The 23,827-nt window shown below is 65.3% G+C and carries 25 protein-coding genes; 11 read left to right on the top strand and 14 right to left on the bottom strand.

Annotation, left to right across the window (positions count from 1 at the left end):
- Positions 1 to 13: 13 nt before the first annotated feature.
- A complete protein-coding gene (locus AC25ND_RS04845; protein WP_486976132.1) occupies positions 14 to 1,549 on the bottom strand; it encodes a methylenetetrahydrofolate reductase C-terminal domain-containing protein in 1,536 nt (511 codons plus the stop codon).
- Between the two features lie 386 nt (positions 1,550 to 1,935).
- Here AC25ND_RS04845 and metE point away from each other — a divergent pair, with 386 nt between their 5' ends.
- Both metE and AC25ND_RS04835 read left to right on the top strand, forming a co-directional pair.
- Positions 1,936 to 4,239 (top strand): 5-methyltetrahydropteroyltriglutamate--homocysteine S-methyltransferase, encoded by a 2,304-nt coding sequence (metE, locus tag AC25ND_RS04840; RefSeq protein ID WP_307944281.1) that lies wholly within the window; start codon positions 1,936 to 1,938, stop codon positions 4,237 to 4,239.
- Between the two features lie 93 nt (positions 4,240 to 4,332).
- Positions 4,333 to 4,857 carry a histidine phosphatase family protein gene (locus tag AC25ND_RS04835; protein ID WP_062363956.1) on the top strand — a complete coding sequence of 175 codons (525 nt, stop codon included), beginning with the start codon at positions 4,333 to 4,335 and terminating at the stop codon, positions 4,855 to 4,857.
- Positions 4,858 to 4,968: 111 nt separating this feature from the next.
- On the opposite strand, the gene AC25ND_RS04830 is transcribed toward AC25ND_RS04835, so the two are convergent.
- On the bottom strand, positions 4,969 to 5,925 hold the full coding sequence (locus AC25ND_RS04830; protein WP_028689866.1) for an arsenic resistance protein: 957 nt from the start codon (positions 5,923 to 5,925) through the stop codon (positions 4,969 to 4,971).
- Between the two features lie 76 nt (positions 5,926 to 6,001).
- Here AC25ND_RS04830 and AC25ND_RS04825 point away from each other — a divergent pair, with 76 nt between their 5' ends.
- Positions 6,002 to 6,709 carry an SDR family oxidoreductase gene (locus AC25ND_RS04825; RefSeq protein ID WP_062363960.1) on the top strand — a complete coding sequence of 236 codons (708 nt, stop codon included), beginning with the start codon at positions 6,002 to 6,004 and terminating at the stop codon, positions 6,707 to 6,709.
- A 1-nt stretch (position 6,710) separates the two neighbouring features.
- Positions 6,711 to 7,253 carry a nucleotidyltransferase family protein gene (locus AC25ND_RS04820; protein ID WP_486976131.1) on the top strand — a complete coding sequence of 181 codons (543 nt, stop codon included), beginning with the start codon at positions 6,711 to 6,713 and terminating at the stop codon, positions 7,251 to 7,253.
- Positions 7,254 to 7,292: 39 nt separating this feature from the next.
- Here AC25ND_RS04820 and AC25ND_RS04815 read toward each other — a convergent pair whose 3' ends face one another.
- Both AC25ND_RS04815 and AC25ND_RS04810 read right to left on the bottom strand, forming a co-directional pair.
- A complete protein-coding gene (locus tag AC25ND_RS04815; RefSeq protein ID WP_139121020.1) occupies positions 7,293 to 8,180 on the bottom strand; it encodes a hypothetical protein in 888 nt (295 codons plus the stop codon).
- A 368-nt stretch (positions 8,181 to 8,548) separates the two neighbouring features.
- On the bottom strand, positions 8,549 to 9,727 hold the full coding sequence (locus AC25ND_RS04810; protein WP_028689863.1) for an acetyl-CoA C-acetyltransferase: 1,179 nt from the start codon (positions 9,725 to 9,727) through the stop codon (positions 8,549 to 8,551).
- A 200-nt stretch (positions 9,728 to 9,927) separates the two neighbouring features.
- Between AC25ND_RS04810 and AC25ND_RS04805 the strand changes: the two genes are divergently transcribed.
- Positions 9,928 to 10,200 (top strand): PepSY domain-containing protein, encoded by a 273-nt coding sequence (locus tag AC25ND_RS04805; RefSeq protein WP_028689862.1) that lies wholly within the window; start codon positions 9,928 to 9,930, stop codon positions 10,198 to 10,200.
- Positions 10,197 to 10,727, top strand: coding sequence for a cytochrome b/b6 domain-containing protein (locus tag AC25ND_RS04800; protein WP_028689861.1), 531 nt, complete (start codon positions 10,197 to 10,199; stop codon positions 10,725 to 10,727). The genes AC25ND_RS04805 and AC25ND_RS04800 overlap by 4 nt, the downstream gene beginning before the upstream one ends.
- A gap of 107 nt (positions 10,728 to 10,834) precedes the next feature.
- On the opposite strand, the gene AC25ND_RS04795 is transcribed toward AC25ND_RS04800, so the two are convergent.
- Genes AC25ND_RS04795 through AC25ND_RS04780 form a run of 4 tightly spaced genes read right to left on the bottom strand, consistent with a single transcriptional unit; the run spans position 10,835 to position 15,004 of the window.
- Positions 10,835 to 11,959: an agmatine deiminase family protein gene (locus tag AC25ND_RS04795; RefSeq protein WP_486976130.1), complete on the bottom strand. Its 1,125-nt coding sequence runs from the start codon at positions 11,957 to 11,959 to the stop codon at positions 10,835 to 10,837.
- A 4-nt stretch (positions 11,960 to 11,963) separates the two neighbouring features.
- Positions 11,964 to 13,058 (bottom strand): extracellular solute-binding protein, encoded by a 1,095-nt coding sequence (locus AC25ND_RS04790; protein ID WP_028689859.1) that lies wholly within the window; start codon positions 13,056 to 13,058, stop codon positions 11,964 to 11,966.
- A 3-nt stretch (positions 13,059 to 13,061) separates the two neighbouring features.
- Entirely contained in the window at positions 13,062 to 13,958 is an 897-nt protein-coding gene (gene aguB / locus AC25ND_RS04785; RefSeq protein ID WP_486976129.1) for an N-carbamoylputrescine amidase, read from the bottom strand.
- Positions 13,955 to 15,004: an agmatine deiminase family protein gene (locus tag AC25ND_RS04780; protein WP_280083687.1), complete on the bottom strand. Its 1,050-nt coding sequence runs from the start codon at positions 15,002 to 15,004 to the stop codon at positions 13,955 to 13,957. Before AC25ND_RS04780 ends, aguB begins: the two co-directional genes overlap by 4 nt.
- Positions 15,005 to 15,138: 134 nt before the next feature.
- Here AC25ND_RS04780 and AC25ND_RS04775 point away from each other — a divergent pair, with 134 nt between their 5' ends.
- From AC25ND_RS04775 to AC25ND_RS04760, 4 genes are all read left to right on the top strand, one after another.
- On the top strand, positions 15,139 to 15,996 hold the full coding sequence (locus AC25ND_RS04775; protein WP_028689856.1) for a LysR substrate-binding domain-containing protein: 858 nt from the start codon (positions 15,139 to 15,141) through the stop codon (positions 15,994 to 15,996).
- A 331-nt stretch (positions 15,997 to 16,327) separates the two neighbouring features.
- Positions 16,328 to 17,527, top strand: a complete 1,200-nt coding sequence (fabV, locus tag AC25ND_RS04770; RefSeq protein WP_028689855.1) for an enoyl-ACP reductase FabV — start codon at positions 16,328 to 16,330, stop codon at positions 17,525 to 17,527.
- Positions 17,528 to 17,694: 167 nt separating this feature from the next.
- The gene (locus AC25ND_RS04765; RefSeq protein WP_088852769.1) at positions 17,695 to 18,381 is read left to right on the top strand and encodes a GNAT family N-acetyltransferase; all 687 of its coding nucleotides are present in this window, start codon (positions 17,695 to 17,697) and stop codon (positions 18,379 to 18,381) included.
- Positions 18,382 to 18,433: 52 nt separating this feature from the next.
- On the top strand, positions 18,434 to 19,342 hold the full coding sequence (locus AC25ND_RS04760) for an alpha/beta hydrolase family protein (RefSeq protein ID WP_069016144.1): 909 nt from the start codon (positions 18,434 to 18,436) through the stop codon (positions 19,340 to 19,342).
- A gap of 70 nt (positions 19,343 to 19,412) precedes the next feature.
- On the opposite strand, the gene AC25ND_RS04755 is transcribed toward AC25ND_RS04760, so the two are convergent.
- The 5 genes from AC25ND_RS04755 to AC25ND_RS04735 form a co-directional block, all read right to left on the bottom strand.
- On the bottom strand, positions 19,413 to 19,754 hold the full coding sequence (locus tag AC25ND_RS04755; RefSeq protein ID WP_069016143.1) for a HopJ type III effector protein: 342 nt from the start codon (positions 19,752 to 19,754) through the stop codon (positions 19,413 to 19,415).
- Positions 19,747 to 20,043 carry a DUF1244 domain-containing protein gene (locus AC25ND_RS04750; protein WP_028689851.1) on the bottom strand — a complete coding sequence of 99 codons (297 nt, stop codon included), beginning with the start codon at positions 20,041 to 20,043 and terminating at the stop codon, positions 19,747 to 19,749. Before AC25ND_RS04750 ends, AC25ND_RS04755 begins: the two co-directional genes overlap by 8 nt.
- 13 nt (positions 20,044 to 20,056) lie before the next feature.
- Positions 20,057 to 20,749 carry a dihydromonapterin reductase gene (gene folM, locus AC25ND_RS04745; protein WP_486976128.1) on the bottom strand — a complete coding sequence of 231 codons (693 nt, stop codon included), beginning with the start codon at positions 20,747 to 20,749 and terminating at the stop codon, positions 20,057 to 20,059.
- A gap of 76 nt (positions 20,750 to 20,825) precedes the next feature.
- A complete protein-coding gene (locus AC25ND_RS04740; protein ID WP_069016142.1) occupies positions 20,826 to 21,398 on the bottom strand; it encodes a putative antibiotic biosynthesis monooxygenase in 573 nt (190 codons plus the stop codon).
- Positions 21,399 to 21,546: 148 nt separating this feature from the next.
- Positions 21,547 to 22,170, bottom strand: coding sequence for a hypothetical protein (locus AC25ND_RS04735; RefSeq protein WP_028689848.1), 624 nt, complete (start codon positions 22,168 to 22,170; stop codon positions 21,547 to 21,549).
- A 184-nt stretch (positions 22,171 to 22,354) separates the two neighbouring features.
- Between AC25ND_RS04735 and AC25ND_RS04730 the strand changes: the two genes are divergently transcribed.
- The gene (locus AC25ND_RS04730; protein ID WP_028689847.1) at positions 22,355 to 22,810 is read left to right on the top strand and encodes a flavodoxin; all 456 of its coding nucleotides are present in this window, start codon (positions 22,355 to 22,357) and stop codon (positions 22,808 to 22,810) included.
- Positions 22,811 to 22,853: 43 nt separating this feature from the next.
- Here the strand turns inward: AC25ND_RS04730 and AC25ND_RS04725 are convergent, their stop codons facing one another.
- Entirely contained in the window at positions 22,854 to 23,738 is an 885-nt protein-coding gene (locus AC25ND_RS04725) for a LysR family transcriptional regulator (protein WP_028689846.1), read from the bottom strand.
- Positions 23,739 to 23,827: the final 89 nt, after the last annotated feature.

The raw sequence follows: 23,827 nt of genomic DNA, 5'->3' as shown, positions 1-23,827 counted from the left end.
CGCTCGTGCCTGGCTACAGGTCGTCCAGTGAGACCTTCACTCGTTGTGGCGCAGCCAGGCGCTCCCGTGTTTTGGCAAGCAGGTCGTCGTCGCTCATCGGTGTGGGCTCAAGTGGCGCAGGCTCGAACCACACCGGCCACGAACTGCGATGCCGGCTCTCCACCTGCACGCAAGGAATCAACCGCTCGCGCAATACCTCGGTCCGGCCCACGCTCACCGCCAGCCGATACTTGGCACTGTGCACGCACTCCCGGTCGCCAAACTCACAACGGTCCAGGCTCGTGCCGCCGCATGGCCCGTTCGCCAGGCCTTTGGGGCAGGTCTCGGGGCAGATGTAGAGGGTGTCCTCCAGCCGGCAACTGCCGCAGGTATCGCACCCCACCAGCGGGCGTTTGATACGTCGCTCCAGCCGATGCAGCCACTGCGCCGCCATGGGGTTGGCCCACAGCGACCGGGTCACGGCCCAGCCGAAGCCCTTGCTCAAGGCCGTGGTGCGGCTGAACAACTGATGGTGCATCGCCGAGAGCAGGTGATAGCGGGCCTTTTCCTTGTTGGACGCGGTGATCTGCCGTTGCCCGAGGCGCCAGGCGTGCCCCGGTGGATGGAAGGTGACCGGCGCTAGGTTTGCTTCCTGCCAGGCCGCTTCCCAGGCCGGGGTCCAGTCCTGCAGTGAAGTGAACTGCGGTTGCAGCGCGCCGATGGCCTGCTCAAGTGCCTGGAACTGCGCCACTTCGTGGATACCGGACAGGTGCACGCCGGCATAGCCCATCAACTTCAGGCCGATCACCTGCAAGGCCAGGCGATGGTTGGCGCGCTCCCTGGCGTAGGCCTTGGACACCGCCGTTTCGGCGGCCAGCAGCGCGCGCATCGACGGCGTGACAGTCACCCCGGCAACGTGATCGAGCATCCCGGCGCGGCCTTCGGTCAGCGCCATGATGCAGGCCATCAGCGGCTTGGGCCGGGGCTGGCGCTGCATCCAGTCGAAGGCTTCCTGGTGTTTGTCGATGTCGAAACCGAGCTGCAGGATGAACAGGTCGGCGCCGGCGGCGAGTTTCTTTTCGGCCTTGCAGTACTGCGCGCCGCCTTCTGCTTCCTGGTACTTGAACGGGTTGAGCGCGGCGGCCAGCAGCCAGTGGGGGCGGGCTTGGCGGACGATCTGCAGGGCGGCGACGGATTCCAGATAGCGTACCGGGCGTTCGCCGGGGGTGTGGCCGGGCAGGCGGTCGCCGGTCAGCAGCAGAAGCTGGTCGAGGCCGGCGGCGTCCATGCGTTGCAACTGGGCCAGCAGGTCGCGGCGTTCGCGGTCCTTGCCGGAGAAGTGCAGCAGGGCGGGAACGGGGTTCGCGAGGCTGCTGAAGGCCTCCAGCGGCGACATGTCCAGGGCGCTGCTGACGCGGTCGCCGATGGCTACGGTCATCGGCCAACCACACAGCCGGGTGCGGGCCATGAGGGTTTCGAGGGTGGCGAAACGCTCGGCGCCGGGCTTGGGGACGAATTCCAGGATGCAGGCGAAGGCGTTGGCGTCCAGGGTCGTTTTCAGCAGGCTCATGGGGTACGGGCTACCGGGTTGGGGCAGGGTGGCAGTGTGCGGCAGATTGGCGGGTGGGGCATGTCTGATTGCGCGGGGTACTGTGCTGGTTGAGACATTCACAACGCTCTGTCAGGTGGCCTAGATCCCTGTGGGAACGGCCTTGCCGAGGCGTCGGACCGGTCGGAAAGGGCTGCGCAGCGGCCCCAGGATTTCAGCATTCATGCACAGATCGCCGTGGCCGCTTTGCGGCCATTTCGCGACACAAGGCCGCTCCCACAGGGATCATCATTTCTGTAAGGCATCATGAACAATTCTTGAGTTCATCTCAAATTTAATGAGTTTGTCTCACCTTAGCCCCGCGCCCAAAATGCCCTCATTCATTTTAAGGTTCGAGGGACGACAACATGGCACTGGCACACAACCTGGGGTTCCCGCGCATCGGCCGCGACCGCGAGCTGAAGAAAGCCCAGGAAGCCTTCTGGAAGGGCGAGCTGGACGAAGCCGGCCTGCGTGCCGTGGGCCGTGGCCTGCGCGCCGCGCACTGGCAGGTGCAGAAGGCTGCCGGCATCGAGCTGCTGCCGGTGGGCGACTTCGCCTGGTACGACCAGGTGCTGACCCATTCGCTGACCTTCGGTGTGATCCCCGAGCGCTTCCGTGCCAAGGACGGTGCCAAGCCGACCCTGCAGACCCTGTTCGCCATGGCTCGTGGTGCCGTAGGAACAAAGGGCAGCGATAGCTGCTGCGGCGGCGCCCACGCCCAGGAAATGACCAAGTGGTTCGACACCAACTACCACTACCTGGTCCCCGAATTCACCGCCGACCAACAGTTCACCCTGAGCTGGGAGCAACTGTTCGAAGAGGTCGAGGAGGCCAAGGCCCTGGGCCATGCGGTCAAGCCGGTGCTGATCGGCCCGCTGACCTATCTGTGGCTGGGCAAGACCAAGGGCGCCGATTTCGACAAGCTGGAGCTGCTCGATCGCCTGTTGCCGCTGTACGACCATATCCTCAACCGCCTGGCCGTGCAGGGCGTGGAGTGGGTGCAGATCGACGAGCCGATCCTCGCCCTCGACCTGCCGCAGGATTGGAAGAACGCCTACGAGCGCGTCTACAACATCCTCCAGCGCGCCCCTTTGAAAAAGCTGATCGCCACCTACTTCGGCGGCCTGGAAGACAACCTGGGCCTGGCCGCCAACCTGCCGGTCGATGGCCTGCACATCGACCTGGTGCGTGCCCCGGACCAGTATCCGACCATCCTCGACCGCCTGCCGGCCTACAAGGTGCTGTCGCTGGGCGTGGTCAACGGCCGCAACGTCTGGCGCTGCGACCTGGAAAAGGCACTGGACGTGCTGCGCCATGCCCATGAACGCCTGGGCGATCGCCTGTGGGTGGCGCCGTCGTGCTCGCTGCTGCACAGCCCGGTGGACCTGGAGCGTGAAGACCAGCTCGATGACGAACTGAAGAGCTGGCTGGCCTTCGCCGTGCAGAAGTGCCAGGAAGTGGCGCTGCTGGCCAAGGCGCTCAACCAGCCCGAGGCTGCGGAGGTTGTCGAGGCGCTGGCGCAGAGCCGCGCCGTGCAACACCGCCGCGCCACCTCGCCACGGATTCACAAGCCAGCGGTGCAGGCCCGTGTCGCCGCGATCAAGCCAGCCGACAGCCAGCGAGCCTCGGCTTTCGAGCAGCGGATCGCCAAGCAGCGTGCCGGGCTGGACCTGCCGGCGTTTCCGACCACCACCATTGGTTCGTTCCCGCAAACCTCGGCGATCCGTCTGGCGCGTCAGTCGTTCAAGCAGGGCAAGCTGAGCGAGGCCGATTACGTCGAGGCCATGCACAGCGAAATCCGCCACGCGGTGCAGATCCAGGAAAACCTGGGGCTGGATGTGTTGGTGCACGGCGAGGCCGAGCGCAACGACATGGTCGAGTACTTCGCCGAGCAACTGGACGGTTATGTGTTCACCCGCTTCGGCTGGGTGCAGAGCTACGGTTCGCGCTGCGTGAAGCCGGCGGTGATCTTCGGTGACCTGAGCCGCCCAAAGGCCATGACCGTGGACTGGATCAAGTACGCCCAAGGCCTGACCCGCAAGGTGATGAAGGGCATGCTGACGGGCCCGGTGACCATGCTGACGTGGTCATTCCCGCGCGAGGACGTGAGCCGTGAGGTCCAGGCGCGCCAGCTGGCGCTGGCGATCCGCGACGAGGTGGTGGACCTGGAGGCGGCGGGCATCAAGATCGTGCAGATCGACGAGGCCGCCTTCCGCGAAGGCCTGCCGCTGCGTCGCAGTGCCTGGCCGCGTTACCTGGAGTGGGCCACCGAGGCGTTCCGCCTGTGCGCCTCGGGCGTGCGTGACGAAACACAGATCCACACCCACATGTGCTACAGCGAGTTCAACGATGTGATCGAGTCGATCGCGGCGATGGATGCCGATGTGATCACCATCGAGACCTCGCGTTCGGACATGGAGTTGCTGGAGGCGTTCGAGCGCTTCGACTACCCGAACGAGATCGGCCCGGGGGTGTACGACATCCACTCGCCACGGGTGCCGTCCAAGGAGGAAATGGTCAAGCTGCTGCGCAAGGCCGCCCAGCGGATTCCGGCCAAGCGGTTGTGGGTCAATCCGGATTGCGGGTTGAAGACGCGCGGTTGGCCGGAGACCGAGGCGGCGTTGGTGAACATGGTGGCGGCAGCCCGGGAGCTGCGTGCCTCAGCTTGATGACGCGTTGGCAGTACCGGCCCTATCGCGGGGCTGGTACAGGTTTTCCATATTTCGGCTAGAGTGCCCGGACATTCCTGCCAAAGCCTCGCCATGAAGCCTACCCACCTCACCCTGATCTGCCACGCCCGCACCGAGGCGCAACGGGTGGGGCGTTTCGCCATGGACGACGAGGCGCTGCGCGATCCACCGTCGCTTTTGACAGACCTGCCTGCAACCGCCCGCTATCTCATGGCACCTGAACTACGTAGCCGCCAGACTGCCGAGGGCCTGAACGCGACTGTCGACGAAGGCCTGCGCGACTGCGACCTCGGCAACTGGAAAGGCATCCCGCTCAAGCAACTGGACGAAGCCACCCTGCGGGTCTGGCTTTGCGATCCCCAGGCTACCCCTCACGGCGGTGAATCCATCGCCATGCTGTGCGAGCGTGTCGCGACCTGGATGGATACAGCGCTGACGCCGGGCGAGTGGGTCGCGATCACCCATCCCTTTGTTATTCGCGCCGCGATGCTGCATGCGTTGGGCGCGCCTTTCGAGTCGTTTCATCGCATTGATGTGCCGCCCTTGGCCCGTGTGTGCTTGAGCTATTACGGGCAATGGAGGCTGCAGTTGGGCTGATGCCTGTGCATGGCTGCTATCGCCGGGGCCGCTTCGCAGCCCTTTCGCTACACAAGGCCGCTCCCACAGGTACGACGTTGACCTTGAGGCTAGCGCAGTCCCGTGTCATGCCTACCGCCGAACCAACGCCGGCACGGCCCGCACATAGACCAGCTCGCTCACCAGCTCCACCAACGTCTGGGTAATCACCGCCGCCGCCGCTAATGCCCGGATCGACTCCGGCAGCGCCAACGCCAACGGCAGCACCACCAGCGAATTACGCGTGGCGGCGCTGAAGGTCACGGCCCGTGCTTCCCCTGTGGACAACGTGAACAGCCGCGCCGCGAACCAGCCAAGCAGCGGCGCCAGCAGGGCAAAACCGAGATACACCGGCACAACCGGCAGCAGGTTGTCCAGCTGGCTGGCCACCACGCCGATCTGCGAGCCGATCACTGTAATCAGCACCAGCGCCATGGCCGGCACCGGCAGCCAGGCCCAGGTGTCGTTCCATTTGGCGACCAGCGCCGAGCGCCGCGCGCCGGCACTGGTGACGACCGCCAGCAACAGCGGCAGCACGATCAGCAGCACGAAGGCTTCGATGAACGGCGCCACGGAAATCTCGACATCAGCCGCGCCACCGAGCATCAGCGCCAGGTACAGCGGCAGCAACGCCAGCTGCACCAGCAGCAGCACCGGCGTGGCGGCGAGGGTCAGGCGCGAGTCGCCCTTGCCGATATGGGTGAACACCACCACGTAGTCGATGCAGGGCGTCAGCAGCACCAGCAGGGCGCCGACCAGCACGCCGGGGTGCTCGACCAGGCCGCGCGTCCCGGCCCACACCAGCAGCGGCACCAGCACGAAATTGGCCAGCAGCAGCGCGCCCATGAAACGCCGGTTGCCCAGGCCCGCGCGCAGGTCGAGGAAGGGGATCTGCAGGAACATCGCGTACATCAGCACGGCGATGGCCGGTGTCACCAGCATCTCCAGTGCCTGGGCAACGCCGGGTGCAAGCAGGCCGACGGCGCAGGCAAGCACCACGGCGATGAAGTACAGGGGGATCTGGTTGCGTTCGAGTTGATCTCTGTCCACGGATGGCCTGGCTTTTCCGACTGAATTACTAGGTGGGGCAGGGTACTATCTGGCGCAATCCATAGGGAGTGATGCGATGCGAATTCTAGTGGTGGGTGCGAGCAAGGGATTGGGTAAGGCACTGGTCGAGGGCCTGGGTAACGCGGGTGATACGTTGATCGGCGTGTCGCGCACCCGGCCGGCGTCGTTGCCGAGCGCGGTGCGCTGGATCGAGGCCGACCTCGGCCAGCCTCGCCAGGCCGCGGCGGTCATCCATGAGGCGGTGGCCGAGGGCGGGCTGGATGTGCTGGTGTACAACGTCGGGATCTGGGAACAGCGGGCCTTCGAGGAGGACTACAGCTTCCTCGACGATGACGAGGGGCAGATCGAGCGCATGGTTGCCACCAACCTCACCGCGCCGCTGTTGTTGATCAAGCGCTTGCTGCCGGTGCTGCTCAAGAGCGCACGGCCACGAATCATCCTCACCGGCTCCACATCGGGCCTGCCAGGTAGCGGTCGGCCAGAAGTCACCTTCGGCGCCAGCAAGTTCGGCCTGCGCGGCATTGCCGAAACCTTGCGTGAAGGCTTCCGCGAGCAGGGGCTTGGCGTGAGCTGCCTGAACCTCGGCTACCTGAATACCGAGGATGGACTGGAGGTGCCGCTGGCCGAAGCCGAACAGCGCGGCGAGGGGACGCTGATCCCGCTGCACGACGTGGTCCAGGTGTGCCGGATGCTGCTGAGCCTGTCGGCGGCCAGCTACGTGCGCGACATCACCTTGCCCGCGCTGCGTGACGAGCGTTTTTAAGGTGAGTTTCGAACGGCAGGTCCAGACCCTGATCTGCAATGACCCTGTGCGCTGGCCCCTGCTGGCGCTGGTGCGCGATCTTGGCGTGCCGGATGCCTGGATCGGTGCGGGTTTCGTGCGCAATGCCGTGTGGGACCATCTGCATGGACGGGCCATGACCGCGCCGCAAGGGGATGTGGATGTGCTGTGGTTCGATCCGGCGCGCAGCGATCCGGCCGAGGACCTGCGGCTGGAGGCGCGGTTGCAGGCCCAGGCGCCGGAGGTGTTGTGGTCGGTGAAGAACCAGGCGCGCATGCACCTGCGTCATGGCCAGGCGCCTTATGCCTCGACCGGCGATGCCATGTGCTACTGGGCGGAGGTCGCCACGGCAGTGGCGGTGCGGCGCACGGCCGATGACCAGTGCGAGGTGCTGGCGCCGCTGGGGCTGGACGATCTGTTCGGCCTGCGGCTGCGGTCCACGCCGGGCAAGGCCGAGGTGATGGCCGCTCGGGCGCGGGAGAAGGGCTGGTTGCAGCGCTGGCCGAAGTTGCGCTCGCTTGGTTGAAAAGCCCGGCAGGGAAACTGCCGGGCTTGGCGCGCGGCCTCAACTGACCAGGCAGATTGCCCGCAGTGACGAGCCTGGTTTCACTGGCGTGGTGGTGTCACCGAGCCATTGCTGGGTATCGGTTTTCTGCTGTTTGGCGAACACATCCCTGACGTTTTCCCAGCTTTCCACCGACAGCTGGTAAACCGCCTGGGACAGGGTATAGGACGACTGGAAGGTGATGGTGCCTTTCTTGCTGGTGGCCTTGATGGTGAATTCGCTGGCATACAGCATGAAGTTCACCGAGCCGGCGATCCCCGTCTGCAGGATATTCTGGTTGAAGTTGGACTGGCGCTCGGTCTGCTCGGAATAGGACAGCGCCGCATTCACCAGGCTGCTCAGGGATTTCTTGATTTGCTCGACATCTTTGGCCGCCAGGCCGATGAAGCCTTTGACGAACGAATCGATCAGCGCATTGGCGTCATGGCTTTTCTGCTGGATCTGCGTCACCTGGGCGGCGAGCAGCGACAGGAAGGGAATCTCGGCGATCTGCTGGGTGAAGGCGATGAAGTGTTCGCGGTCGCCCTTGGCCTTGGGCCTCTGATCGGTAGGCTGGTCAAGTGGGTTGTATTCCGAGCGCCGGCGGGCGATGTCGATGGCGGTCTGCAGGCCTTCGTAGATGCTGACCGGCGCTTTGCCCGGGCTGACGTTCTTGTTGGCGTCGTTGGCGTAGCTGTCGGTCGCCGCGCCGGCTGCCGGGCTGAAGAACGGGTTGATGGCATCAGCGCCGGTGCGCATGGCGCGGCCTGTCGAGGTGAGCTGGTGAGGGTGGTTGTAGTCGTGGGCGAAGATATTGCCGTGTGCCGTGGTCGACTTCACCCGGGCTTTTCCTTCCAGCCAGGCATGTGCAACTTCTTTCTCGGATGGGGCGGCTCCTGGAGCGTTCATGTCAAATCCCTTTAGCAGATTTATTAATAGGGTCGAGTGCGCTGTAACCTAAGCAGTTCATAGGGCGCCTGACTCAGGCTAGAGGGGAGTTTTAATGTGTCAAAGTGTCTTTTTTTACGCAGTAGGAAAGTGGTGGGGGATATGGAGCCAATCGAATTAAGTAGTGGGTGGCTTATCGTGAAGTTATTGTTATTTTCGTTTTAATGTATGTAATTGAGTGTGTTTCTGTTTGAAGCGTATTCGGATGTGTTTTCAAGTCAATTGCAACTAATGCTTCGGCGAGTTGGTGTGATCCGCGTCGAACGCTTCGCGGATAACCCGCTCCCACAGGTTTGAATATCGCCGTGTGGGAGCGGGCTGCTGGGGGATCAGCGCTCGATGGCCAGTGCCACGCCTTGGCCGCCACCGATGCACAGGGTTGCCAGGCCTTTGTTGGCATCGCGCTTGATCATCTCGTGCAGCAAGGTCACCAGCACCCGGCAGCCGGACGCACCGATCGGGTGACCCAGGGCGATCGCGCCGCCATTGACATTGACCTTGGAGGCATCCCACTCCAGCTGCTTGCCCACGGCCAGGGCCTGGGCGGCGAAGGCTTCGTTGGCTTCGATCAGGTCCAGGTCGGCCAACTGCCAGCCGGCCTTGTCCAGGCAGCGTTGGGTCGCCGATACCGGGCCGATGCCCATGATCGCAGGGTCTACGCCGGCGCTGGCGTAGGCGGCGATCTTCGCCAGTACCGGCAGGCCCAGGGCCTTGGCCTTGCTGGCGCTCATCAACAGCACGGCGGCGGCACCGTCGTTGAGGCTGGAGGCATTGCCGGCAGTGACGCTGCCATCTTTCTTGAACGCGGCGCGCAGCTTGCCCAGGGACTCGGCAGTGGTGCCGGGGCGTGGCTGTTCGTCGGTGTCGAACACCAGCGGCTCGCCTTTCTTCTGCGGGATGTGGATGGGGGTGATTTCGTCCTTGAAGCGCCCGGCCTCGATGGCGGCCACGGCCTTGCGCTGCGACTCGGCGGCGAAGGCGTCCTGTTGTTCACGGGTGAGGGCGTACTTGTCCACCAGGTTCTCGGCGGTGATGCCCATGTGATAGTCGTTGAAGGCGTCCCACAGGCCGTCGGTGATCATGCTGTCGACCAGTTGGCCGTGGCCCATTCGTTGGCCGGTGCGCGCCGAGGGCATCACGTAGGGCGCCAGGCTCATGCTCTCCTGGCCACCGGCGATCACCACCTCGGCATCGCCGCAGCGGATGGCCTGGGCGGCCAGGTGCAGGGCTTTCAGGCCCGAGCCGCAGACCTTGTTCAGGGTCAGGGCCGGCACTTCGTAGGGCAGGCCGGCCTTGACGGCGGCCTGGCGGGCGGGGTTCTGGCCGGCGCCGGCGGTGAGCACCTGGCCGAGGATCACTTCGTCGACCTGGGCCGGGTCGAGCTGGGTCTGGGCCAGCAACTGGCGGATCACGGCGGCGCCCAGCTCCACGGCGGATACATTGGCCAGGGCCCCCTGGAAACTGCCGATGGCAGTGCGGGTGGCGGCGACGATGACGACTTCGTTCATTGTTGTTCTCCGGGATGCGGGCGTGATCCTGACAGCATCCCCGCCCGAGGCTAATTTGAGAAGTTTGTTTTTCTTTGCCATTGATCTGAAATTCAAATGAATGGCGCATGCAATTCTGTATCGCCGTTCGGATGAAACTAAGCTTGGCTTCAGCTTCGCTGGGCAGAATGAGGCTTCCATCAACAAGCAGGAGTTTCCCAATGCGCCGTTCACTTATCGCGATCACCCTGTTGCTGGGTAGCGCCGCCGCTTTCGCCGCCGAGCCCAAATGCACCACGGCTGACAAGGGTACCTGGCAGGACGCCGAGCAGTTCCAAGCCAAGCTCAAGGACGAGGGCTACAAGATCAACAAGTTCAAGGTGACCAAGGGCAACTGCTACGAGATCTACGGCTTCGACAAGGATGGCCGCAAGGTCGAGATCTATCACGATCCGGTCAGCGGCAACGCGGTCAAGACCGAGATCCATAAATGACCGCCGGCGTGCGGCTGTGGGACCCGCTGCTGCGGGTGTGCCACTGGTCGTTCGCCGCGGTGTTCCTCGCCAACTACGTCTTCAACGAGGCCGGTGACGACTGGCACCAATGGCTGGGTTACTACGCGTGCGGCTGCCTGGCCGTGCGCTGCGCATGGGGTTTCGTCGGGCCCCGCAGTGCACGTTGGGCGGATTTCTGGCCGACCCTGGAAAGGTTACGAACCCATGGACGCGCGTTGTGGCGTGGCGAGCCTTACCACCGCATGGGTCACACGCCGATCGGCGCGCTGGTGATGGTGCTGATGATGACGGGCATCGCCAGCCTGGGCCTGACCGGCTGGATGATGCTGGAGGTGGACGCATTGTGGGGCGCCGAGTGGCTGGAAACGCTGCACAGCTGGTTGGCCGATGGCCTGCTGGCGCTGGTTTGCGTGCACCTGCTGGCGGCGCTGGTGGAGAGTGTGCGCCTGCGTGAGAACCTGCCCTGGTCGATGGTGACGGGGCGGCGCAGGTCCGAGGATCCGTGAAGTGTAGCCCATCGCGGGGCAAGCCCGCTCCCACGCCAGACCTGCATGTTCAAAACTGGCGTGGGAGCGGCGGTTCGGCGCCCCGACTTGCCCCGCGATGATCGTCTCTACACCGCCGGGCACTGGTTGGTCACGCAGTGAATCCCGCCGCCACCCGCCGCGATCGCATCGATATCCAGTTGCACCACCTTGCGCCCCGGATACAGCTTCACCAACAACGCCCGCGCCTTCTCGTCGGCACTGCGATCACCAAACTGCGGCGCGATCACCGCGCCATTGATGACGAAGTAGTTGATGTACCCCGCCGCGAAGTCCGGATTGTCCTCGCTGAACTTGCTGCGCCGTGGCTTCAGTGGCGGTGACATCGTGTGGATCTCCAGCTTGCGGCCATCGGCATCGGTGGCATTGCGCAGGATTTCCAGGTGCTCGTGGGTCACTTTGTGATCGTACGAGTCTGGATCGTTGTCCAGGTTCGCCACTACCACGCCGGGCGCCGCGAAGCGCGCGTAGAAGTCCACATGGGCATCGGTGATGTCCTTGCCCTTGATGCCCGGCAGCCAGATGATCTTGCGCAGTCCCAGCCGCTCCTTCAGTTCGGCCTCGACCTGGGCCTTGCTCCAGCCGGGGTTGCGGTTGCTGTTGATCCAGCTGCTCTCGGTCATGATCCCGGTGCCATGGCCGTCCACCTCGATACCGCCGCCTTCGCCCACCAGTTCGCTCTGCTGGTACTGGGCGCCAGCCAGCCTGGCGACGCGGGCCGCCAGCTTGGCGTCGTAGCGGTGCTGCTGCTTGCCGCCCCAGCCGTTGAAGTTGAAGTCCACCGCGCCCAGCACGCCGTCGTCGTCAACCACGAAGTTGGCGCCGATGTCGCGCATCCAGATGTCGTCCAGCTCAGTCTCGACATAGGTGATGTTGTGGCTGCCGCATTCCTCCTCGGCGATGTCGCGCTCGCTGGCGCGGCAGAACACCGTCACCGGCTGGAACGCGGCGATGGCCCGGGCGATGCGCCCTAGCGCGGCCTGGACGTCTTCGGTGAAATCTTCCCAGATGGCGTCCTGGGCGCCGAAGGCGATGTAGGCGCGCTGGTGCTTTTCACCCTCGTCGGGCATGAACCAGCGGCCCGACTCGGCGGCGCGGGCGCGGGTGCCGCCAAAGGGCAGGCCGAAACTGGCGGCGGCGCCGAGGCCGGCGACGACGCTCATCTGTTGGAGGAAGGTGCGGCGAGTTGGCATGGGGTCAGTCCTGTGCAGTCTTGAAGCGGGTCCAGACGCGCATGCGTGCACGCATGTCGGCTTGGGGGATGTCCTTGCCCGGAATCAGCCGGGTGTAGGTGGCATCGCTGAGGTAGATGTCCGGGTTGTCACGCAGGCGCGCATCCACCAGGGGGCGGGCCTTGGCGCTGGCGGTGGGGTAGCCGGTGAAGTTGCTGATCGCGGCCATGTTCTCCGGGCGCATGACGAAGTTGATGAAACGATAGGCGTATTCCGGGTGCTTGGCGTCGGCAGGGATGGCCATGGTGTCCATCCACACCGTGGTGCCTTCGCGGGGCACGCGGTACTGGAAGTCGATGGTCTTGCCCGCGGCCTCGGCGGTGCGCTGGGCCTGGATCACGTCGCCGCTGTAGCCCAGCGATAGGCAGGTGTTGCCGTTGACCAGCTCGGTGACCGGCTGCGACTGCAGCTTGCGCACATAGGGGCGAATGCCCTTGAGCAGTTCGCTGGCGGCGGCCAGGTCTTCGCGTTTGGCGCTGCGCGGCTCGCGACCGAGGTAGTGGAGGACCACGGCCAGCACTTCGTCGGGCGAGTCGATCATCGAGATGCCGCAGTCGGCGAACTTGGCCGCCAGTTCCGGCTTGAACAGCAGGTCGAGGCTGTCCAGCGGGGCGTCGGGCATGCGCTCGCGGATCTTCGCCGCATCCATGGTCAGGCCGATGGTGCCCCAGGTGTAGGGCACGGTGGCCTGGCTGGCCTTGGGGTAGCGGTCGTGCAGCTGGCGCAGGCCGGGCTCGATATCGTCGAGCGCGGTCAGTTGCTTGCGATCAAGCGCCTGCAGGCTGCCGGCGCGCATCAGCCGCTCGGCCACGGTGTCGCCGGGGAACACCAGGTCGTACCCGCTGCGACCGGACATCAGCTTGGCCTCGAGCACTTCGCTGCCGTCCATGACGTCGTAGATCACCGGGATGCCGGTGTCGGCGGTGAAGCGCTTGAGGGTGTCCTCGGCAAAATAATCGGCCCAGTTGTACAGGCGCAGGGCATCCTGCTCGGCCTGGGCGACGCCGGCGCAGGCCACCAGGGCGGCGATGGCGAGCAGTTTCGATGGACGGCTTGGCATGGTTCAGGCCCTCGCGGTCTGTGGGGTGCGGCCGTCCAGGCTGAGCAACGGCGCGTACATGCTGGGGCGGCGGTCGCGGTAGATGCCCCAGCTAAGGCGGTCTTCGCGCATGCGTTCCAGGTCCAGGTCGTGCAGCCAGACGCCGCTGCTGTCGCGGTCGGCCTCTTGCAGCATCGCGCCCTTGTGGTCGCAGATGAACGACGAGCCGTAGAAGCGCATCGACAGGTTGTCGTCGCTGCGCGCCACCTCGTGACCGACGCGGTTGGCGGCCACCACCGGCAGCAGGTTGGCGGCGGCGTGGCCGCGCATGGCCATCTGCCAATGGTCACGCGAGTCCAGCTCGGCGGCGCCCGGCTCCGAGCCGATGGCGGTGGGGAACAGCAGCACCTCGGCGCCCATCAGCGCCAGGCAGCGGGCGGTCTCGGGGAACCACTGGTCCCAGCAGATACCGATGCCCAGGCGGCCGAAGGCGGTGTCCCAGACCTTGAAACCGGTGTCGCCGGGGCTGAAGTATTCCTTTTCCTGGTAGCCGATGGCGTTGGGGATGTGGGTCTTGCGGTACACCCCCAGCAGGCGGCCGTCGGCGTCGGCCACGGTCAGCGAGTTGAAGAAGGCGTTGCCGGCGCGCTCGTACCAGCTCAGCGGCAGCACCACGCCCAGCTCCTTGGCCAGTGCGGCGAAGCGCTTGAGCAGCGGGCTGTCGTGGTAGTCCTGGGCCAGGGCCTGGTGGCTGTGGCACTGCTCGATGCAGAAGTACGGGGTGGCGAACAGCTCCTGCAGCAGGATCACTTGGGCACCCTGGGCGGCGGCCTGGCGCACCAGCTGCTCGGCGCGCTCGAGGTTGGCGGCCAGGTCCCAGCTGCAGGCCATCTGCGTGGTGGCGATGCGCACGGTGCTCATGGGCGCGCTCCCTGCCAGGCCGGCTGCTGCTGGGTGATGCAGTGGATGCCGCCGCCGCCGTGGGCGATATGGTCGATGCGCACCGGCACGACCTCGCGGCCGGGGAAGGCCAGGGCCAGCTGCCGGGCGGCGGCCTGGTCGGCGTCGATGCCGTAGGCTGGCATGATCACCGCGCCGTTGGCCAGGTAGAAGTTGGTGTACGAGGCGCAGAACACCTCGGCTTCGGTATCCACGGCCGCCGTGGCCTCGTACAGGTCGAGCAGCTCGAACGAGCGGCCTTGGGCATCGGTGGCCAACTCCAGGGCGCGGCGGTTCTCGCGGGCCACCTCGGCGTACACCGAGCCCTGGTCGTGGGTGGCGTCCACCAGCAGTACACCGGGGCGGGCGAAGGCGCACACGCCATCGACATGGCCGTCGGTCATGTCGCCGGTGACGTACTGCGGGTCACCCGGCAGCCAGATGGTCTTGCGGATGCCCAGCAGGCGGGCGAAGCAGTCCTCGAAATCGGCCTTGCTCAGGCCCGGGTTGCGGTTGGGGTTGAGCAGCACCGACTCGGTGGTGATCAGCGTGCCTTCGCCGTCAACATGGATGGCGCCGCCTTCGTTGCACAGCGGGGTGCTCAGGCCTTCGAGGCCGAGATGATCGAGGATGCGCCGGGCCAGGCTGCGGTCCTTGCCATGCTCGGACTTGTCGCCCCAGGCGTTGAAGCGCCAGCTCAGGCCGGCCACGCCCTGCTGCGGGTGGATGAGGAAGGTCGGGCCGCTGTCGCGGCACCAACTGTCGTCCACGGCCAGTTCGACCAGCTCGATGCCGGGGCCGCACAGTTCGCGGGCAATGGCCATGGCCGAGGGATCGACCACCATCTTCACCGGCTCGAAGCGCGCGATGGCGGCGGCCACGCGGGCATAGTCGCGCTGCACGTCGGCCAGGGTCACGCCCCAGCCCGACTCCCACAGTGGCTTGTTGTGTGGCCAGATCATCCAGGTGGCGGCGTGGCGGGCCCATTCGGCAGGCATGCGCCAGCCGCTGTCGCGGGACAGGGTCATAGTGAACTCCGATCTATTAGGGATTTTTATCAACGAAGCCCGCCGTCGCGGGTGTTGCTGCCCATGTTATGGCTGGGAAACCGGAGCGACAAACGATAGATTTAGCGTATTTCTGATCAGTCAGGCTTATCAGCATGCTCAAGCATTGGCCCCCGCTCAACGCCCTGCGTGGCTTCGAAGCCGCCGCTCGTCTGGGTAGCTTCCACAAGGCCGCCGAGGCCCTGAACCTTACCCAGTCAGCGATCAGCCAGCAGATCCGCAGCCTGGAAAGCTATCTGGAGCAACCGTTGTTCCACCGCAGCGGGCGGAGCGTCAGCCTGACCGACGCCGGGCATGACCTGCTCAGCACCACCCAAGCCCTGTTGCAGCAACTGGCGGTGGGCATCCGTCGCCTCGACCAATACCGCAAGCCCAACCAGTTGGTGGTCAACACCACCCCGGCCTTCGCCCGGCATTGGCTGTTGCCGCGCCTGGCGGATTTCCACCAGCGTCACCCGGATGTCGACCTGTGGCTGTTTACCAGCTTCGAGGTCCCGGACATGGCCAACGAGACCATCGACCTGGCGATTCGCGACGATATCGGGCCGCAGGCTGAATGCAGCTTCACCGTGCTGCACCAGGACAGGTTGTATCCGGCTTGTCACCCGACGTTGCCCGAGACCGGGCGCACGACCTTGCACGGCGAGCGCGAGATGGACTGGAGTCACTGGCAGCTGGAAGGCGGCGAGGAGGTGGGGCAGCAGGGCAAGGGGCTGAACTTCTCAGACCCGGGGTTGCTGCTGGAGGCGGCGGGCGAGGGGCTGGGGATTGCCCTGGTCAGTCAACTGCTGGCGCAGCGGATGGTCGATGAGGGACGTTTGCGGCCCTTGTCGGCACAGCGCGTGCGCGGGCCGGTGTGGAGCTGCCTGGTGCATTGGGAGAGCCAGGAGGATCCGCTGGCGCGGCAGTTCCTGGCGTGGTTGCGAGAGGCCCTGTCGCCTGTGTTGTCCTGATGGAACGGAACCTGTGGGAGCGGCCTTGTGTCGCGAAAGGGCCGCACAGCGGCCCCGGCGATCTTCGCGTCAACACTGGAACCCTGGGGCTGCTGCGCAGCCCTTTCGCGACACAAGGCCGCTCCCACAGGACCGCGCCAGCCTCATGATCAACGCCGTACCTGTAGGCGCTGGCTTTGCCGGCAAATGGGAGCGTGCGGACAATGCAGCAATGCGAATCACCCCGTAATATGTGTCGGATATCCCGCGAGGGTAGTCTCACCCTCTAGATCAAACGGCAGCGCCCCGAATCCGGGCGCTGCCCCAGCCTAAACCTGACGAGGTACAGACATTGGCCATCATTCATCCCAAGGTTCGCGGTTTCATCTGCACCACGACTCACCCCAAGGGCTGCGAGCTCAACGTCCGTGACCAGATCGAAGCCACCCGCAAGCTGGGCGTGCGCGAGGATGGTCCGAAGAAAGTCCTGGTGATCGGCGCCTCCAGCGGATACGGCCTGGCCGCGCGCATCACCGCGGCGTTCGGCTTCAAGGCCGACACCCTGGGCGTGTTCTTCGAAAAGCCGGGCACCGAGACCAAGGCCGGTACCGCCGGCTGGTACAACGCCGCCGCCTTCGACAAGTTCGCCAAGGCCGAAGGCCTGTACAGCAAGTCGATCAACGGTGACGCTTTCTCCGACGAAGCCCGCGCCAAGGTCATCGAGCTGATCAAGAACGAAATGGGCGGCCAGGTCGACCTGGTGATCTACTCGCTGGCCTCGCCAGTGCGCAAGCTGCCGCAGACCGGTGAAGTGGTCCGCTCGGCGCTCAAGCCGATCGGCCAGCCGTACAAGTCGACCGCCATCGACACCAACAAGGACACCATCATCGAGGCCAGCATCGAGCCGGCCACCGAGCAGGAAATCGCTGACACCGTCACCGTCATGGGCGGCCAGGACTGGGAGCTGTGGATCGACGCCCTGAACGCTGCAGGCGTGCTGGCGCCGCAGGCCCGCACCGTGGCCTTCAGCTACATCGGCTCCGACATCACCTGGCCGATCTACTGGGACGGCGCCCTGGGCAAGGCCAAGCAGGACCTGGACGAAACCGCCCAGCGCCTGGGCAAGAAAGTCGGTGGCAGTGCCAACGTTGCGGTGCTCAAGTCGGTCGTTACCCAGGCCAGCTCGGCGATCCCGGTGATGCCGCTGTACCTGTCGATGGTCTTCAAGATCATGCAGGAGAAGGGTATCCACGAAGGTACCCAAAACCAGCTGGACCGCATGTTCCGTGACCGCATGTACCGTGCGGACGGTGCGCCGGCTGCACTGGACGACGAAGGCCGCCTGCGTCTGGACGACTGGGAACTGCGTGATGACGTGCAGGACGCCTGCCGTGCCATGTGGCCGAAGGTAACCACCGAGAACCTGTTCGAACTGACCGACTACGCCGGCTACAAGAAGCAGTTCCTCAACCTGTTCGGCTTCGAGCGCGCTGACGTCAACTACGACGAAGACGTGGCCACCGACGTACGGTTCGACTGCATCGAGCTGTAAGCAAGTCCTTGACCGCGCAGCCGTTGATGACGGCTGCGCGGTTCCCGCCGACGACTTGTTAATATTCTGAAACAAATCCTCCAATGGCCCTTTGCCATGGGCACCCTCTGCCTGATCTATACCCCAGCTATTGGCCTGGCAATTCCGCGGGGGCCGAGGAGGGAGCAATGGGCGCACTGCAAAAACTACAAGAACGCATTCGCCAGAAGGGCCTCAAGCGCACCTTCAAGACCTTGTTCGAACGTTACGTGTTCTTCCACTGGGAATTGTTGTGGATGGAACGCGACCTGATCAGTCCGGTGCCTCCCTACAACCTCAAGGCCCACACACCGGTCACCCTGGTGCAGATCACCACCGCCAACGCCGACGCCTTCGCCACGAATTTCGGCGACCGCGTCGAGACCATGCGTGAACTGGCCGCCGAAGGGCACACCGGGCACATGTACCTGGACGAGCAGGGCGATGCCGTGGCCTTCATCTGGGCCAGCGTGGTCGACTATCACGACAAGCACTACTACGGTTGCACCTTCCCGGTGAAACCGGGCGAGTTCTTCGAGTTCGGCGGCGAAATGACCCGGCCCTACTTTGGCAGCGAGCTGTCGGTGACGGCCCAGGTCGAGCTGTGGAACACCATGCGTGAAAAGGGCTGCCACAAGGTGGTGGACGTTGTGGAGACCCACAACGTGCCGGCCATGAAGCTGCACCTGCGCATGGGCTACCACGAGCAGGGACGGGTGATGCACGTGTACGGGCTGTTCGGGCGCTGGAAGCTGTTCCGCGAGACCCGCTACGACGGCTCGCGCCTGGCGGTACTGCGCAAACCGGGCGTGGCCGGCGCGCTGCCCACCACCTAGCTATAACGGGGGTATGTTTGCTAGCGTTGGCGGACAACGCAGGGAGCGCGCCATGAGCAGCCTCACCCAACCCGCCAGTGCATTTCGCCAGCTCGCCGCCGACGGCTACAGCCTCGGCGGTTTTCGTTGGCGTCACGCCCAGACCGACGCCCAGCGCCCGCTGGTGATCATCAATGCCGCCACCTCGGTGCGCTGCCGTTATTACTCGCGATTCGCCGATTACCTGTTCGCCCAGGGCTTCGATGTGCTCACCTATGACTACCGAGGTATCGGCGAATCACGCCCGGCTTCGTTGCGCGGTTTCAAGGCGTCGTGGAGCGACTGGGGGCGCCTGGATTTCGAGGCAATGTTGCAACTGGCCGCAGCCGAACAGCCCGGGCAACCGGTGCATGTGGTCGGCCACAGCTTCGGCGGCTGGGCGCTGGGGCTGGCACCTTCGGCCGCGCAGGTGCGCCGAGCGGTGCTGGTGGGCGCGCAGTTCGCCTATTGGCGCGACTATGCGGCGGACCAGCGCTGGCAACTGTTCGGCAAGTGGCATGTGGTCATGCCTTTGCTGACCCGGGTATTCGGCTATTTCCCCGGCAAGCGCCTGGGCTGGCTGGAGGACACCCCGGCCGGGGTGGTGCGTGACTGGAGTACCCGCACGCCGCGCTACGAGCACCGGCCCAGTGGGCGCCTGCTCGAGGCGCTGCCGTTCGAACAGGTGCGGGCGGCGACCCTGGCTATCAGCCTGACCGACGATCCGTTCGGCACGATGGCGGCCACCGAGCGGTTTTTGGGGTACCTGCGCCAGGCCGAGCGTCGGCACCTGCGGGTGGCGCCTGTGGATATCTCGGTGGAGGAGATCGGGCATTTCGCGTTCTTTCACGATAGGTTTCGTGAAAGTTTGTGGCCGATTGCCCTGGGGTGGCTGCGAGAAGGGCAGTTAGAGGGCCAGGTGCCGGGTAGCGTTATCAGTTGAGGGCCTCGTCGCGGGGCACGTCGCATCGGCGCACCGCCGCGACTTGCCCCGCGATGGGCGAGAGGCGAAGTCAGGCCAGGCGCGCCAGCGGCTGGGCGTTGAACTTCACGCCGGCCAAACCATGCTTGATCAGCGCACGGATGTTGCCATGGTCGCTGCCCTCGGGGGTGGCCACCACGCTGCGGTAGTGCTCGCCGAAGGCCAGCAGCGCTTCCTGGTCGCTCAGCCCTTCCAGCAGCGCCAGGCCCAGGGTCTTGCACGAACCTTCGTTCTGCCCGGCGGCGTTGTGCACGTCGCCGTTGTCGAAGGCCTGGGGCTGGTAGCTGTAGTTCGCGGCGATGAACGCCAGGGTATCGGCGAAAACGTGCTCGCCGCTGGCGAGGCTGCTGCGCAGGGTGTTCAGGTCAGTCACGGGGTTTTCCTTGTTCGAACGCCGCCTGTTGCTCGGCGCTGGCTTCTTTCTGGTATTGGGCTTTCCACTCGGCGTAGGGCATGCCGTACACCTGCTCGCGGGCATCGTCCAGGCTCAGCTCGATCTGGCGATCGTCGGCGGCGGCCTTGAGCCATTTCGACAGGCAGTTGCGGCAGAAGCCGGAGAGGTTCATCAGGTCGATGTTCTGCACGTCGGTGCGTTTCTGCAGATGGTCGACCAGGCGCCGGAACGCGGCGGCTTCGAGTTCGAGCTGTTGTTGCGGGGTCATGGGCGGTGTCTCTTCAGGTCATGCGGTTCTTCAGATGGCGGCCACCGTTGATGACCACCTGGCTGCCGGTGCTGTACTGGCTTTCGAGCAGGAACAGCACGGCGTCGATCAGCGGGCGGGCGCCGGGTTCGAATTCGAGCAGGGCCTTTTTCAGGGTCTGCTGGCGGTACTGCTCGTCGCCGCCTTCCTTGAGGATCAACAGGCCCGGCAGGATACCGTTGACGCGCACCTTGGGCGCGTACTTTTCGGCAAACGACAGCACCATGTTCTGCAGCGCGGCCTTGGTCGCGGCGTAGCCGATATGGCTCTTGCTGCCGCGCGAGGAGGTCTCGTCGCAGATATGGATGATGTCGGCCTTGTCCACCTTGTTCAGCCACTCGCCGAGGGCCAGGTTGAGGTGGTAGGGCGCCTCGACGTGCAGGCGGAACATGGTGTCGAGGTTGTCCAGGCCATCGTCGAGCCACAGCGAGGCGTTGTGGATGATCCCGCGCAGGCCATCGTAGTGGCCGTGCAGGTGGTCGATCAGGGCCTGGCGGTCTTCGCTGCGGGTCAGGTCGGCCTGGAACTGCCGGATGTTCGGGTGGGCTGCCTGGGGATGCAGGCTGCGGCTGGCGCTGATCACCGTATGGCCGGCCTGGGCCAGCTCCAGGGCCAGGGCCAGCCCGACGCGCTGGCTGGCGCCGGTGATGAGGATTGGGCTGTTCATGTGCGGGCGGTCTGTTCGTCTGTCCGTGCGTGATGCCCCAGCATACCCGAACTGCGCGGCCTTGCGAGCCCGTGCCTCAGCGGCTGCGCAGCCCCTGGGCGCGGTCGCTCGGGGCAGGCGGCGCGGCGTTCAGCCAGCCGGCCAGCAGGCGGGTGGACAGTGGGATGAACAGGTACACCATCAAGGGTGTCAGGGCCAGGGTGCTGAGCAGCACGCGGGGCAGCAGTTCCAGCGCCGCCAGCCAGTGGCCGAACAGCAGGTTGAACAGCAGCGAGACCGGGAAGAACGCCAGCCAGATGGCCGTGGCCTGTTTCCAGCGCGGCGGTTTCTGCACCGTATTGGTGCCGAACCAGTCGTCGATGCCGCTTACGCGCCTCTCTTTGGGGCGTTCGAACAGACCGTCGCCGCGCTCAAGCCAGGTCCGGCGCGAGGCGGAATGCTCCCAGGCGTGCAGGGTCTGCTCGTCGGTGAAGCGGAAGATGATCTGGAATTCATCGCCCTCGGCCGGCGGCGCGAGGATGCCCGAGCCCAGGTAACCGGGGAAGTCGGTGGCCAGTTGCTCGCCTTCGTGCAGCCAGGCCAGCAGGTCCTGGTAGCGGCCACAGGCGGCGCGGCGCGACACCATCAGGGTGACGGGTGGGGTAGACATCGTGTATCTCCTGGCGACGGGGCTGGCGGGTAGCCGGCCCCTTGGCATGCGGCCCGGGGTGGTGGGCGGCGCAGGCGTGCTTGCAAGAATCGGGCGCAGATTATGCACAATCCGTCATGACCGGTCAGTTTCAGCGGCTGGACGGTCGTCAGCAGGCGGCGGGGGCCTGGGCGTGCAGCTCGGGGTGGGCCTGGCGGTGGGCCTGCAGGATGTACTCGCGCAGACGTTCGATTTCTTCGGCCGGGCTGTGCGACAGGTCATAGGCGGCCAGGCGCGGGCCGATGCGCCGACGCAGCACGCCGTGCAGGCCGATCGGCGGTATATCCGCGGCGGCGAAGCGCAGCTTGAAGTGGGACGGCGCCTCGCGCCGGCCACGGACCTCCAGCAGCACGCCCTTGAACGAGATATCCCGCACCCACAGGTCGCTGGCCTGGCCGCGGTCGTCGAGCAAGGCGCTCGGCCGCTCCAGCGACAGGCGCCAGGGCCGCAGCATGGGGCCGTCTTCGTAGATGTCCGGCGAGCCCAGTTGCAGGTGGAGGGCGTGGAATTCGTCCTCGACCAGTTGCAGGGGGAAGCTCAGCTGCTGGTTGTTGAAGCTGGCCTGCAGGGTGACCTGCTCGTTGGCCACCAGGCGGGTGAGCAGGTCCTTCAGACGACGGTCGCCATTGACCAGCAGGCTCGACATGGGGTCGGCCAGGTTCAGCTGGGGCGAATGCTGCATGTCCTGGATAAAATCCAGTTCGTCCTGGGAGAGTAGGGCGTCTGCTTGCATGGTCGAACTCGAAGGGGCGATCGGTAAGGGCAATTTCTTCACGGCTGTCGACAGTAGCCAATACGCTTCGTTCCGGTCATTCGTCGGATAATCCTGAAGTGTGTGACTTTAGGCATAGGCGGCCTTTTGCCACTGTCGAGTGCTAGTATCCTACGTTTTCACTCAGTTTCGGAATCCTCACCCGATGAAAGTCGCCATTATTTCCGGTTCGGTATACGGCACCGCCGAAGAAGTCGCCCGTCACGCCGAGTCGCTGCTCAAGGCCGCCGGCCTTGAAGCCTGGCATGCCGCCCGCGCCACCCTGCAGGACATCGAGGGCTTTGCCCCGGACGCGTTGTTGGCAGTGACCTCGACCACGGGCATGGGCGAACTGCCCGACAGCCTGATGCCGCTGTACAGCACCATGCGTGACGTACTGCCGGCGGCCTGGCGCGGGTTGCCCGGGGCGGTGATCGGCCTGGGCGACTCCAGCTATGGCGACACCTACTGCGGCGGCGGCGAGCAGATGCGCGAGCTGTTCGCCGAACTGGGGGTGAACGAGGTGCTGCCGATGTTGCGGCTCGATGCCAGCGAGACGGTGACGCCGGAGACCGATGCCGAGCCGTGGCTGGCGGAGTTTGTGGCAGCACTCAAAGGTTAAATCGCCCGTGTAGAAGCGGTCTTGCCGCTCCTACAGGTTCGCGTCATGCTTCGTCGCGTTCACGCAACAACGCCAGCCACGCCTGCGCCGCCCGCGACAGATAAGCCCCGCGCCGCCAGATGAAGGCGATGTCCCAGCGCAGATGTTCCGGCGCCCGTAACGGCAAACGCACCACCCCGGGCCGCTCCAGCGCCCGCGCGACGATCGCCGGCAGCAGCACCACGCCTTGGCCGGCCGCCACCAGCGCGGCGAGAAAGTCCGCCTGGCCGCTGCGTCCGCCTTCCCTGGGCGTGAATCCCTCCTGCTGGCAGGCACTGAGCAACCGATCGTTCAACACGAAGCTGCGCTGGTACAGCAGGAACGGCGTGTCGGCCAGTTGCGCCAGGGCGACGTCGGCTTGCCCGGCCAGTGGGTGGCTCGCGGGCAGCAGGGCCTCCAGCGGCTCGTTGCAAAAGGGTTGGTAGTCGAACGCCGGATCGCTCGGCGTCAGGCTGCCGCCCAGTTCCAGCTCGCCACTTCTCACCGCCTGCTCGACCATGCGGCTGCCGCCTTCGAGCAGTTGGATCGAGATGTTCGGATGCCGCCGCCGGTACTCGGCGAACAACCCGGCGAACAGCGCGTCGCTGCCCAGCAGCGGCAGGCCCAGGCGCAGCTCGCCGCGGGCCATCTGGCTGAGGTCGTCCAGTTCGCTCTGCAGCTCCTGGCGCTGGCGCAACAGCGCCTCGCCCCGCTCGAGGACAATGCGCCCGGCGGCGGTCAGCAGTAACTGTGAACCCTGGCGCTCCAGCAGCGGCTGGCCGATATCCTGTTCCAGCTGGGCGACCTGCTTGCTCACCGCCGACTGGCTGATGTGCAGGGTGATCGCCGCTTGGGTGAAACCGCCCCTGTGGACGACCTCGATGAAACTGCGCAGTTGTTTGAATTCCATGATCACTCGATTCCATTCTGGAATGGCTGTCAGTCTAACAATTCGCTTCTGGCCTGGGGGCGCGACTTTTACAATGGGCACGTTGTCGA

Source organism: Pseudomonas sp. P110(2024) (assembly GCF_057480795.1).
This window is presented reverse-complemented; position numbering and strand designations above follow the sequence as displayed.

Coding starts and splice junctions, on each gene's coding strand:
- AC25ND_RS04730 (WP_028689847.1), top strand. CDS start 22,355: ATGAAAGTCGCCATTATTTCCGGTTCGGTATACGGCACCGCCGAAGAA.
- AC25ND_RS04740 (WP_069016142.1), bottom strand. CDS start 21,398: ATGTCTACCCCACCCGTCACCCTGATGGTGTCGCGCCGCGCCGCCTGT.
- AC25ND_RS04810 (WP_028689863.1), bottom strand. CDS start 9,727: ATGAACGAAGTCGTCATCGTCGCCGCCACCCGCACTGCCATCGGCAGT.
- AC25ND_RS04845 (WP_486976132.1), bottom strand. CDS start 1,549: ATGAGCCTGCTGAAAACGACCCTGGACGCCAACGCCTTCGCCTGCATC.
- AC25ND_RS04795 (WP_486976130.1), bottom strand. CDS start 11,959: ATGCCAACTCGCCGCACCTTCCTCCAACAGATGAGCGTCGTCGCCGGC.
- AC25ND_RS04825 (WP_062363960.1), top strand. CDS start 6,002: ATGCGAATTCTAGTGGTGGGTGCGAGCAAGGGATTGGGTAAGGCACTG.
- AC25ND_RS04775 (WP_028689856.1), top strand. CDS start 15,139: ATGCTCAAGCATTGGCCCCCGCTCAACGCCCTGCGTGGCTTCGAAGCC.
- AC25ND_RS04735 (WP_028689848.1), bottom strand. CDS start 22,170: ATGCAAGCAGACGCCCTACTCTCCCAGGACGAACTGGATTTTATCCAG.
- AC25ND_RS04800 (WP_028689861.1), top strand. CDS start 10,197: ATGACCGCCGGCGTGCGGCTGTGGGACCCGCTGCTGCGGGTGTGCCAC.
- folM (WP_486976128.1), bottom strand. CDS start 20,749: ATGAACAGCCCAATCCTCATCACCGGCGCCAGCCAGCGCGTCGGGCTG.
- aguB (WP_486976129.1), bottom strand. CDS start 13,958: ATGAGCACCGTGCGCATCGCCACCACGCAGATGGCCTGCAGCTGGGAC.
- AC25ND_RS04790 (WP_028689859.1), bottom strand. CDS start 13,058: ATGCCAAGCCGTCCATCGAAACTGCTCGCCATCGCCGCCCTGGTGGCC.
- AC25ND_RS04780 (WP_280083687.1), bottom strand. CDS start 15,004: ATGACCCTGTCCCGCGACAGCGGCTGGCGCATGCCTGCCGAATGGGCC.
- AC25ND_RS04765 (WP_088852769.1), top strand. CDS start 17,695: ATGGGCGCACTGCAAAAACTACAAGAACGCATTCGCCAGAAGGGCCTC.
- AC25ND_RS04750 (WP_028689851.1), bottom strand. CDS start 20,043: ATGACCCCGCAACAACAGCTCGAACTCGAAGCCGCCGCGTTCCGGCGC.
- AC25ND_RS04815 (WP_139121020.1), bottom strand. CDS start 8,180: ATGAACGCTCCAGGAGCCGCCCCATCCGAGAAAGAAGTTGCACATGCC.
- AC25ND_RS04760 (WP_069016144.1), top strand. CDS start 18,434: ATGAGCAGCCTCACCCAACCCGCCAGTGCATTTCGCCAGCTCGCCGCC.
- AC25ND_RS04835 (WP_062363956.1), top strand. CDS start 4,333: ATGAAGCCTACCCACCTCACCCTGATCTGCCACGCCCGCACCGAGGCG.
- AC25ND_RS04805 (WP_028689862.1), top strand. CDS start 9,928: ATGCGCCGTTCACTTATCGCGATCACCCTGTTGCTGGGTAGCGCCGCC.
- AC25ND_RS04725 (WP_028689846.1), bottom strand. CDS start 23,738: ATGGAATTCAAACAACTGCGCAGTTTCATCGAGGTCGTCCACAGGGGC.
- metE (WP_307944281.1), top strand. CDS start 1,936: ATGGCACTGGCACACAACCTGGGGTTCCCGCGCATCGGCCGCGACCGC.